At 63.0% G+C, this 11,195-nt stretch carries 8 protein-coding genes and 1 pseudogene; 4 read left to right on the top strand and 5 right to left on the bottom strand.

What is annotated here, in order from left to right; all coding sequences use genetic code 11:
* The first annotated feature begins 15 nt into the window (after nt 1-15).
* Nucleotides 16-785 (top strand): annotated as a pseudogene (locus ACFYSC_RS21310) (transposase family protein).
* A gap of 62 nt (nt 786-847) precedes the next feature.
* Here the strand turns inward: ACFYSC_RS21310 and ACFYSC_RS21305 are convergent.
* Together ACFYSC_RS21305 and ACFYSC_RS21300 are read right to left on the bottom strand one after the other, a co-directional pair.
* Nucleotides 848-1,405: a transposase gene (locus tag ACFYSC_RS21305; RefSeq protein ID WP_389964475.1), complete on the bottom strand. Its 558-nt coding sequence runs from the start codon at nt 1,403-1,405 to the stop codon at nt 848-850.
* A gap of 41 nt (nt 1,406-1,446) precedes the next feature.
* Nucleotides 1,447-1,908 carry a transposase gene (locus tag ACFYSC_RS21300; protein WP_389964163.1) on the bottom strand — a complete coding sequence of 154 codons (462 nt, stop codon included), beginning with the start codon at nt 1,906-1,908 and terminating at the stop codon, nt 1,447-1,449.
* Nucleotides 1,909-2,290: 382 nt separating this feature from the next.
* Here ACFYSC_RS21300 and ACFYSC_RS21295 point away from each other — a divergent pair, with 382 nt between their 5' ends.
* Nucleotides 2,291-3,154 (top strand): macro domain-containing protein, encoded by an 864-nt coding sequence (locus tag ACFYSC_RS21295; RefSeq protein ID WP_389964160.1) that lies wholly within the window; start codon nt 2,291-2,293, stop codon nt 3,152-3,154.
* A gap of 89 nt (nt 3,155-3,243) precedes the next feature.
* Here the strand turns inward: ACFYSC_RS21295 and ACFYSC_RS21290 are convergent, their stop codons facing one another.
* Nucleotides 3,244-4,203, bottom strand: a complete 960-nt coding sequence (locus tag ACFYSC_RS21290; RefSeq protein ID WP_389964157.1) for a hypothetical protein — start codon at nt 4,201-4,203, stop codon at nt 3,244-3,246.
* A gap of 288 nt (nt 4,204-4,491) precedes the next feature.
* Here ACFYSC_RS21290 and ACFYSC_RS21285 point away from each other — a divergent pair, with 288 nt between their 5' ends.
* Nucleotides 4,492-5,373, top strand: coding sequence for a hypothetical protein (locus ACFYSC_RS21285; protein ID WP_389964154.1), 882 nt, complete (start codon nt 4,492-4,494; stop codon nt 5,371-5,373).
* Nucleotides 5,374-5,632: 259 nt separating this feature from the next.
* Here the strand turns inward: ACFYSC_RS21285 and ACFYSC_RS21280 are convergent, their stop codons facing one another.
* On the bottom strand, nt 5,633-7,765 hold the full coding sequence (locus tag ACFYSC_RS21280; RefSeq protein WP_389964151.1) for an ATP-dependent RecD-like DNA helicase: 2,133 nt from the start codon (nt 7,763-7,765) through the stop codon (nt 5,633-5,635).
* A 138-nt stretch (nt 7,766-7,903) separates the two neighbouring features.
* A complete protein-coding gene (locus tag ACFYSC_RS21275) occupies nt 7,904-8,926 on the bottom strand; it encodes a LacI family DNA-binding transcriptional regulator (protein ID WP_389964148.1) in 1,023 nt (340 codons plus the stop codon).
* Between the two features lie 473 nt (nt 8,927-9,399).
* Here ACFYSC_RS21275 and ACFYSC_RS21270 point away from each other — a divergent pair, with 473 nt between their 5' ends.
* Nucleotides 9,400-11,163: an ABC transporter substrate-binding protein gene (locus ACFYSC_RS21270; protein ID WP_389964145.1), complete on the top strand. Its 1,764-nt coding sequence runs from the start codon at nt 9,400-9,402 to the stop codon at nt 11,161-11,163.
* Nucleotides 11,164-11,195 lie beyond the last annotated feature (32 nt).

The raw sequence follows: 11,195 nt of genomic DNA, 5'->3' as shown, positions 1-11,195 counted from the left end.
ACCAGGAGTTCTCGGGTGCTGTTCTACCGTGCCGCGGTCGATGTGTCGCGCTCAACGCTGAACTACGTGGCCGGAGTCATCCGGCGGCACCGCGCTACGATCGACACACCCTGGCGGCGGCTCAACCTCGGCCAGCAGGCCCTGCTCGTGCTGGTCCACCTGCGCAAAGGCGAGACGTTCACCGAGATCGCCACCGGCTTCGGCGTCTCCACGGCCACCGCCTGGCGGTACGTGCAAGAAACCGTGACGCTGCTGCTGGCACGCTCCCCTAAGTTGGACCGGGTACCGCGCAGGGCCAAGCGGGACGGGCTGTACTACCTGGTTTTGGACGGCATGCTCGTCCACACTGACCGGATCAAGGCTGACCGGCCGTACTACTCGGCCAAGCACCGTGTCCATGGTATGAACATCGGAGGTCATCGCCTCTCCCGATGGGACGATCATCTGGACCTCCGGCGCGCTGCCGGGCGCCACGCATGACCTGAGCACCGCCCGGATCTGGGGCATCCCGCGCGCTGGAGCGGGCCGGCGTCGTCACTCTGGCCGACAAGGGCTACCAGGGTGCCGAAGGGCCGCTCGTCACGCCGTACAAAGGGCGCAACAAGCCCGTCTCCCGCAAGCGGGCCAACCGCTCCCACGCCCGGCTACGCGGCCCCAACGAACGCGCCAACGCCCAGCTCAAGAGCTGGCGTCTCCTGCGCAGGCTTCGCAGCAGCCCCGGCAAAGCCAGACACCTGTGCAAGGCCATCGCCGTCCTGCAGAACTACGAGATCGCGCGAGAATGAAAAGCTTCAGCTTACTGAGCAAGAACGCTGGAGGCTACAGGTCGGAGAGCGCGAGGCCGGTCTTAGCGATGAAGCCATCCAGGAGTCCCAGCTGGTACTGCATGCGTTTGAGTCGGTTTTTGATCAGGGCCGCGAGCTCTTCGATGTCGCAGGCGGTAAAACTGACGAGCTTGGCGCGTAGGTTGGACCAGATGCCCTCGTCCGCCTTTGAGATCGGGCGCGTACGCCGGGGGCCGGTAGACCAGCAGCCAGTCCTGGCGTGCGGCGATCCAGTCGCGCATCTCGGCGCAGACGTGTGCGGGCAAACTATCCCATACCAGGGAGATCGGTTCGCCGAGCTGGGCGTGCGCGGCCTGCAGCAGGGTCTTGAACGCCGCCGCATCGAAGCCTTTGCTCTCACCCGCGCGCCGGTGGTAGACCATCACGCGGTAGATGAGCCGGGTGCGCCTGCCAGGTTTGGTGCAGATCAGCGCGGCGATCGAGATGCGGCCCCGTCCGCGGTAGGACACCTCCAGCACCGGCGTGCGCCCCTTGGGCACCCAGGTCCGTCCTTTGGGCGGCCTCAAGCCCTGGCCTGATTCGTCGGCGAAGACGAGCCAGAAACTCCAAGCCGCCCGGATGCTTTCATCGCGCTCCAGGTCTTGTGCCGCCAGTCGCGGACCTACTCCTCATCGCGCCGGATGGCATGGTGGGCCGGCACCTGGAAGCTCCAGCCGATCCGCCGCATCCGGCAGGCCACTCCGCGCGCGGTGCACCGGACGTGGAACGTCTCGGCGATCAGCGTGGCGATCCGGGCGGCCGTCCAGCGCTGATCGTCCCAGCCGTGGGCGAGGGCGCGCTGTTCCGGGAGCGTCTTGAGCCGCGCGAGCTGGTCATCGGTGAGCTTGCAGCCGGTCCCGGCGGCGCCTTTGGAGGCCAGCGCGGCCTTCCCGCCGTTTCTCCACCGGGCGTGCCACTCATAAGCGGCTTTACGGGTGACGCCCAGTAGCCAGGCCACCTGCGGTGGTGCGATGTTCCCGGCGAACATGTCGCCGGCCCGGAGCCGTACCTGCTCGCGCCGCTCCCGTTCACTCGCCGACAGCCCCCGCTTCTCTCGAAGTACTTCATACCTCCAAGCTGCCAACAGGGAAAACGCGATCCAGGAAGAGCTTTGCCCATACGTCACGCCCGCACTTCTCAGTCAGTAGATACCTTGGCAAGGATGCTGAGGCAAGAGTGGGCGAAGGCTTACTCGGAGCCGCCCTGATGATAGCGACGGCCAGCATCGAGGTTCGGCTTGGCAGCATGGCCATAGCGGTACATCATATACAGGAATGATGGCTTGATCTATAGCAAGCCTTGCCTACCTCTACTTGTCTGCCTTGGAACGTTCAGGAGATTGCATCTGTGATGTGGCGTAATAAATAATGGGAATAAAATTATAACGTCTCAATTTGAATGTTCTTCATTTAAAATGTTTATTCAGTATGGCCGTGAGTAATTCTGCAGGGAGATTGGGATCAAAGATGCGACAGAACGCTTATGAAGCTTTCCTTACCAGGCGGGGGATCGGTAAGATATTGGCGGCCTCTTTGGCGGCCTTCGGAATACTTAGTGCGGCTTTCCAGGTTGCACTTGCCATATGGCCAAGCCTTGCACGGCAGGGGGTCTGGGTTTTACTTGCACTTGCCGGAAGCTGTGTGTTAATTGGCGCCTATCATTCCTGGCCAAGATTTGGGACCGATCATAGTTACAAACACCCAGATTTTGTTATCTTGGTTAAGTGTGGGGATATATTTAACGAGAAAGGTAATGTAATCGTTGGATTTACGGACACCTTCGACACGGATATGTGCGATGGGATTGTAATTAATCCCCATAGTGTACAAGGTCAGTTTCAAGCAAAATATTACGGCGGGGATACTGGTTCTCTTGATGTGAGGCTTGATGAATATCTACAGTTTGTTCGGACGATAGGATGCGAGACTGCTGAAAAGAAGAGAAAGGGGAAACTTAAGCGCTATCCTATAGGCACAACTGTCGCATTAAATTATGGTGAGGTGCGAATTTATGCACTAGCCTATGGTTTTATGAGGAATGACTTGCGTGTAAGCTGCTCGGTGGATGCGTTATGGAAGAGCCTTACCTCTGCTTGGAATGCTGTCAGAATCAACGGTAGTCTCGAACCGGTAGCCATTCCAATAATAGGGTCAGAACTAGCCCGAGTGGGATCCTTGGATCGAACCAGTTTGATAAAGATGATTGCTCTTTCTTTTGTTGCATCATCGCGAGAGGAGATTGTATCTCGGCAATTGACTATTATGGTACATCCGAAGGATCGTCGATCCGTTAATTTGATCGACGTAGAAAAATTTCTAGAATCTCTATAAATAACTGTGGCAAGTTGGCTCTACTCGCCACAGTTATGAATCGTTCACGTGTCGTATTAGCGACTATTTTGAGACGCTAGATAGAAGTGCTAGACAAAGATTGCCATAGGCAAAATCTGTACTGCAGGATAAGATACTACTGGATCACTTGATTGAAGACTGATTCCCGGTATGCTAGCTATAGCGTTAAAAAAAGGTTCCGATTCGTCTGCCATCTTTCCTATTACAGTACGACGAGAAAGGTTGATAGACTCGCCTTCTTGTAGTACTCGTGTAATTTTTCCCAGTACAACAAAATCGCCGGAACTAAGCTTCTCTGCGACGGATTCATCGTAATATTCAGAAGCTACCGTTAGTACTGCTTTAACACCTGAAGCAGTCTCAAGAACGACATCATGAATTGGAGATGATTCCAATTCTTCCTTCATCTTTCTGAGAATCCTCATTTCTATGCTTTGTTCAAACTGGCGGAATTGCCGTGCGGTCTCCGTCCATGAGTGATCCTCCTGGCTCTTTGCCGCTTCGCGAGTTTGAGGATTTCCTGATCTGCGACCCGTGGAGCGCTGCGAATGAACTCCTTCGACGCCTTGAGACATCTCTTCCATATAGGCCATAATTTGGCTAAAGATTGCGAGCATCTCTTCGAGCGGATTCCCTGTATACCGTCCGGCAATCTTAACGAATTCGCCCGGTTTAACGTTCGTTAGCTGCTCGGGGCCCTCCAGGGAGATAATTGCTTCATCGTCGTGAAGAAAGCCGTATAGTCCATTAAAAAGGCTCGCTGCTGTATGGTGGCGTGCGACCTTGGTCTCGGCCGTTTCGCCGGTATGGCCGCTAGCTTCGACGTTAAGTGATGCCTCAATCCCTAGAAGGGCTCCAAGGGACGGTAGGTTTATTTTCTTATCTCCGACGGCTTTTCCACCCCTGATCTTTTCTTTCTGAAGTGTTTCTTCGCTAGAGACATACACTCCGCCTTCCAGGTAAGCGAGGAAGCTCACCATCATCTGCACATCAAGGTAAAGGGGGTGAGCCAGTTGGTAGCCTGCCATACCTAAGACATAGCACAAGATGGCAGTCTCGCGGAGTGGTTTCGTCAAAACGATCATCGCCTTGCTGCTTCAGTGTCGTAGCATCAAGGTGCTCAGACAAGCTGCTCGCTCGGCGTTCGTTGTGAGTATCAACAGCTCATCCATCGTTCTAGGGACTATCCGATGCTTGATCCCTTGTGGATCTATAGGGTGAAGATCGGTGGATTGGAGCTTTGATGAGCGCTGAAGGCCGCTAGATCTTTCTCGGTATCACTCCCGGCGGTCGGCAGATGGGGCTAACCTGTTGGTATGGCTCTTCAAACCATCACATTGAGTGTCTTGATCGCCTCTCCTCGTGACACCGCCATGGAGCGCGACACGGTCGAAGACGTCATTCGTAGCTGGAACAGCGATCATACTTTGGAGCGGAAGATTCATCTACTGCCCTTGCGATGGGAGTTGGGTGCTGTACCACTCGTCGGCTCGCAAGACGCACAAGAGGTAATCAATGATCAATTAACCGATGCGGCTGATATTGTTATTGCTTTATTTAACAGTCGTCTTGGTAAGGCGACGAAGCGTGCAGTATCAGGAACGGCGGAGGAGATAATTCGAGCCCGTGATCGTGGCGCAGCTGTACATGTTTTTTTCTCCGAAGCCCCCGTGCCTCGCGATCATGATCCAGAGCAGCTTGCCTCTCTGAATGAATTCCGGCGAGAACTCGAAGGGTATGGCCTCACTGGAAGCTATGTATCCCAGGATGACCTCAGCGCTAAGGTGAGAAGATGTTTAGAGCGCGATGCATATAAGATCGGCGATGGAGGGCAGGGAGAAGATGCTGCTGCCTTCGTTCACTCCGGTGTCGTACTTCGATCTAGATACCTGTACGACCTAGAGCCCAGATATGATAATCGTGGCCGCCCTAAAGCGAAGCGCATTAATGAACGTATTCGCGTAGAAAATTTGGGGGAAGTGGCTGCGGAAGATGTCGTTATAGAGATCTCCCCTGTCGGGGAGGGTGAGACTCCAATTTTGCTTAACGATCTGACCGCAGCGCGTATCCTTCCTCATTCTTATGTCGATTTTACAATCGTAACGCATCAGGGTACAGCGGTGCAGGGAAATATGACTCATCGATGGGTCGAAAGTGGAGAACTTCGCTCTGAAGAACAAACAATTTCCTTCACGTAGAAGGCGGCATCGGTTGCAACTAGATGGGGTCAGAGATAGGGAGTGAGCTAATCGGATCTTGATGCTTTGGTGTTACCGCATGGGGCGGATTGTGCTGTCTTTGAAGCGATGGCCTTTCGTGTCATACTTCACCTTGGCTATTTTGCTGTGGGCTAGATTAATCAAAAGCGGCTATGCGCCAGGCTGTTCGCTGCTCCGGCGGCGCACGAATGTTCGATGGCCGCAGTGCAGTCCCTTGCCGGATTGAATTATCGTGTGGTCAGCCCTGGAGTGCCAGGGCGAGGCGGCGGGCGAGGCCGGTGTTGCGGCGCCCGCCGAGCCGGTGGACCGCCGTCTCCAGCGCCTCGCGCCGGCCGACCAGGACCACCCACGCCTTCGCCCGGGTGACCAGGGTGTAGAGCAGCCGGCGGCGCAGCATGACGCCCCCGGCCTCGGCGACGATCGGCGCCACCACGAACGGGTACTCGCTGCCCTGCGAGCGGTGCACGCTGACGGCGTAGGCGTGGGTCAGCTCGTCGAGCTCGTCGAAGCCGTACTCGACGACCTGGCCGTCGTCGGTGCGGATCTCGACGATCCGGCTCTCCGGGACGACCTCGGTGACCGTGCCGGTCTCACCGTTGAAGACGCCCTTGTCGTAGTTGTTGCGGATCGGCATGACGCGGTCGCCGACGCGGAAGACCGTGGAGCCCGCCCAGTGTTCGGCCGTGCCGTCGCGGGCGGGGTTGAGCCGCTCCTGGATCATCCGGCCCAGCTCGACGGTGCCGGTGGGGCCCCTGCGCATCGGGCACAGCACCTGCACCTCGCCCGGGTCCACCTTCTGCTTGCGGGGGATCGCCACCGTCGCCAGGTGGACCACCCGCTCGGCGACCTGCTCGGGGTCGTCGAGCTCCTCGAACCAGAAACCGCCGCCGCCGGGGACCGCCGGCACCTCACCGGCCCGGATCCGGTGGGCGGCCTCGATGATCCCGCTGCCCTCGGCCTGGCGGAAGACGTGCGTCAGCCGTACCCGCGGGATCTCCTCGACGCGCAGCAGGTCGGCCAGCACGCTGCCGGGACCGATGCTGGGGAGCTGGTCGCTGTCGCCGACCAGCAGCAGGTGGCTGCCGGAGGGGATGGCCGCGGTCAGGCGGGTGGCCAGGTGCAGGTCCAGCATGGACGCCTCGTCGACCACGATCAGGTCGGCCCGCGCGGGCGTCTCCTGGAACAGCGTGTCCTCCTCCTCGTCGGGCCGGTGGGCCAGCATCCGGTGCACGGTCATCGCGGGCATGCCGACCAGCTCCGACAGCCGCTTGGCGGCCTTGCCGGTCGGCGCGGTTAGGGTCACCGAGCCGCCCGCGGCCCGCACCACCCGGGCGATGGTGCGGACGGTGTGGCTCTTGCCGCAGCCGGGACCGCCGGTGATGATCGAGACGGTGCTGGTCAGCGCCATGTTCACCGCCATCCGCTGGTCCTCGTGCAGCGCGGGGTCCTCGTGGAAGGCGCGCAGGGGGAGCTCCGAGGGCGCCTGCCAGAGCCGCGCCAGGTGGGTGGTCAGCCGCAGCTCGCGGTCGTGGAGGTAGGCGAGGTAGGCGACGGTACGGCCGGCGCCGTCGAGGGACGCCTCGACCACCACCCGGCGGTCGGCCACCAGGGCGTCGACCATCCGCCGGACGACGTCCTCGTCCTGGCCGACCAGCTCCATCGTCTGGGTGACGAGGGCGGTCACCGACAGGTAGCAGTGCCCGCCGCCGGCCGCCGCCGCCTCCAGCCGGTCGAGGATCGCCGCCCTGATCCGCTGCGGGCTGCACTCCGGCACCCCCGACTGCAGGGCGATCTTGTCGGCGGTGGCGAACGCGACCCCCCTGACCTGGCCGATGAGCTGGTAGGGGTCGGCGGACAGGATGGCGGCGGAGTCGGAGCCGAATGCCTGGTAGACCTTGGCGGCCAGCAGCGGGCTGATCCCGAAGCCCTGCAGGACGACCATGAGCGCGGCGATCGCCTTCTGCTCGCGCCACGCCTCGGTGATCTGGCCCTGCCGGGTCGGGCCGATGTTGACGACCTCGCGGAGCCGCTCGGGCTCGGCGTCGATGATCTTCAGTGTCTCCTCGCCGAAGTGGTCGACGATGGCATGGGCCAGCCGCGGCCCGATACCGCGGATCAGGCCCGAGCCGAGGTAGAGGCGGATCGCCCGGACGCCGGACGGCGTGATCCGCTCGCAGCCGTCGACCACGAAGCGCCTGCCGTGCCGGGGGTGCTCGTCCCACCGCCCGGTGAGCCGGAGCGTCTCCCCGGGCTGCGCCCCGGCCAGGGCGCGGCCCGAGGCGACGAAGCCCGAGCCGTCGTCGGCGCTCATCCGGGCGACGGTGTACTCGTCCTCGCGAACGTACACCAGCTGCTCGACGGATGCCTCCATGAGCAGACACTTTAGGCAACGGCACCGACAGGCCGCCGCCGGAGCGGGCCGCGGGTCCGCACCCGGGCCGCGTCACCGAAGCCGTACCGGGGTACGGCCGGCACCCGGCGGGCGGGTGTCAGGCGCGGAGGGCGGGTGTCAGACGGAGGGCGGGGGAGGGGCGGTGCTGGCCCGGGGGGCGAGCCGGGACGCCTCGTCCTCGATCGCCGGGGCGTGCTCCCCGGCGATCAGCGAGAGCAGGGTGCGCGCGGCGTGGGCGCCGTAGGCCGGGATGTCACGGGTCAGCGCGGTCAGCGCCGGCCGCACGACCTGGGACAGGGGCGAGTCGTCCCAGGCCACGATCGACAGGTCGGCGGGCACGTCCAGGCGCATCTCCTGGGCGACGGACAGCCCGGCGACGGCCATGATGTCGTTGTCGTAGATGATCGCGGTGGGCCGTCCGGGGGAGCTGAGCAGGCGGCGGGTGGCGCGGGCGCCCTCCTCGCCGGTGTAGTCGGTGTGCACGATGACCTGGTCGTCCAGGCCCAGCTCCGTGCAGACGGCGGTGAACGCCCGGTCGCGCAGGACGGTGTGGACCAGCCGGGGCAGCCCGGCGACGCGGGCGACGCGGCGGTGGCCGAGCGCCGCGAGATACCGGACGGTCTCGTGGACGGGGGCGGCGTCGTCGGACCAGACGGGGACCAGCGAGCCCGCCTCCGAGGGGTGGCCGAGCACCACGGCGGGCATGCCGAACGTCTCCAGTTCGGGGATGCGCGGGTCGGCGAAGTGCAGGTCGACCAGGATGGCGCCGTCGACGCGGCCCTCGCCCCACCAGCGGCGGTAGGTCTCCATCTCCTGCTCGTGGTCGGTCACCACCTGCAGCATGAGCCCGTAGGAGCGGGCGGACAGCTCGCTCTCGATGCCGCTGATCAGCTCCATGAAGAACGGCTCCATGCCGAGGACGCGCGCCGGGCGGCACACGGCCAGCCCCACGCTGCGCGCCCGCGCGCCGTTCAGCGCCCGCGCGGCGCTGTTGGGCCGCCAGCCGATCTCCTGGGCGATGGCCTTGATCATCGCCCGTTTGGCCTCCGACACCCCGGGGCGGTCGTTCAGCGCGTAGGAGACCGCCACCTTGGAGACACCGGCCCGGCGGGCGATGTCGGCGATCGTCGGCCGCTTCACGACGCCCTCCTGACTGAATCGGTTCGGTTCTGATGTCCACGCGCACCCTACTACCTGCGCGCCCGTGCCCACAGACGGGCCGGACCGCCGCCCCGGACGGGCGGACGGGCGGCGGATCGCCCGGCGTCACCGCTGTTCGGCGTGCGTGACCCGGCCGGGCGCGGACGGGGGCGCGCGGCGGGACGTCTCGAAGGAGTCACGGCTCTTGACATGCCGGACACGCGGAATTTACGTTCTCGGTACTTATCCGGTTCAGTCGCATCCCGGAGCGGTCCGGCCCGCAGGCCGGCACGTCGGCGGGTGTGGCGCGGGTTGCGACACCATCCACCGGCCCGAAGACGGGGAGCGTGTTTTCGCGGCGCACTGGGAGCGCTCCCACAAGGCCCGCGGGAGCGACGCTCCCGCGGGCCGATCCATCGGGGGCCTGAAACGACGTTCAGACCTCCGCCGGGCGGCGGAGGAAGGAGAGACAGATGCGAAACCGGGTGCGGATCATCCTCCCGCTCCTGGCGACGGGCCTGGCCGTCGCCGCGTGCTCCGGTGGCGGCGGTACCACGCCCGCCGCACAGGGCTCCGGGGCGGCGAGCGCGCCCGCCGCGGCCCCCGGCGGTGGCGACAGCGGTTCGCTGCCCCGCAAGGAGACGCTCTACACCACCGGCTCCCAGTGGGGGCCGCCGGCCAACTTCAACCCGATCCGCGAATGGGACTCCGCCACCGGCACCAAGGGCCTGGTCTACGAGACGCTGTTCCACTACGACCCCAACGCCGCCAAGCTCGTCCCCTGGCTGGCCGAGAGCGGGAGCTGGACCGACGACAAGACCTACGAGGTCAAACTCCGCTCCGGGGTGAAGTGGTCGGACGGCAAGCCGCTGACCGCCAAGGACGTCGTCTACTCCTACGAGCTCGGCAAGATGGAGACCATCCCGTTCCACAACATGTGGGACTGGCTGAAGAGCGTCGAGGCGGTGGACGACCAGACCGCGCGCTTCACCTTCTCCGAGGCCAACTACCAGGAGTGGGATTTCAACCTCTACGGCCGCGCCATCGTCCCCGAGCACGTCTGGAACGGCAGGTCCGAGGAGGACGTGCTCAACGGGGTCAACGAGAACCCCGTCGGCACCGGCGCCTACACCTACAAGAGCCACAGCCAGGACCGCGTCGTCTGGCAGCGCCGCGACGACTGGTGGGGCAAGACCGCCCTGAACATGGAGCCCAAGCCCAAGTACATCGTCGACATCGCCACCCCCAGCAACGAGGTCGCGATGGGCATGCTGCTGCAGAAGGGCCTGGACCTCAGCAACAACTTCCTGCCGGGCGTGGCCAACCTCGTCAAGGGCAACTTCGGCATCACCTCCTTCTACAACGAGCCGCCGTACATGCTCTCGGCCAACACCGCCTGGCTGGTCCCCAACACCACCAAGAAGCCGATGAACGACGCGGCCTTCCGCAAGGCCCTCGCCTCCTCGGTCGACACCAAGAAGATCGTCGAGGGCGTCTACGGCAACCTCGTCAAGGCCGCCAGCCCCACCGGCCTGCTGCCGCAGTGGGAGCAGTTCGTCGACCAGGCCACGGTGTCGTCGGCCGGGTTCTCCTTCGACACCGGCAAGGCCAAGAAGCTGCTGGCCGACGCCGGATACAAGGACCGCGACGGCGACGGGCTGGTGGAGAACAAGGATGGCTCGAAGATCAAGCTGACCCTCATCGTGCCGTCCGGCTGGACCGACTGGATGGAGGCCGCCCGCGTCATCGCCTCCAGCGCCAAGGCCGCAGGCATCGACGTCACCGCCGACTTCCCCGACTTCAACGCCCTGGTGGAGAAGCGCGGCAAGGGAGATTTCGACCTGGTGCTCAACAACGAGCGCCAGCTGTCCAACACCCCGTGGACGTACTACGAGTACGTCTTCCAGCTCCCGGTCCGCAAGCTGCAGAACACCGTCAACTTCGGCCGCTACGAGAACGAGAAGGCCTGGAAGCTGGTGCAGGAGCTCGACCGGGTCAAGACCGACGACATCGCCGGCATGAAGGCGAAGATCGCCGAACTCCAGAAGATCCACCTGGAGGAGCTGCCGGTCATCCCGCTCTGGTACAACGGCCTGTGGGCCCAGTCGAGCACCAGCGTCTGGAAGAACTGGCCCTCCTCGGCCCCGAACGCTCCCAAGTACGCGCCGGCCATGTGGCGTAACTGGATGGAACTGGGCGGCTTCGAGACGCTCACCCAGCTCCAGCCCGCCTCCTGACCGTCGGTTCCGCCCCCTCCTCCCCCTTTCCT

It is taken from the genome of Streptosporangium sp. NPDC004379, from assembly GCF_042873875.1.
Lineage (GTDB): Bacteria > Actinomycetota > Actinomycetes > Streptosporangiales > Streptosporangiaceae > Streptosporangium.
Note: the sequence above shows the minus strand (reverse complement) of the source record. Positions and strands in the feature narration are given on the sequence as shown.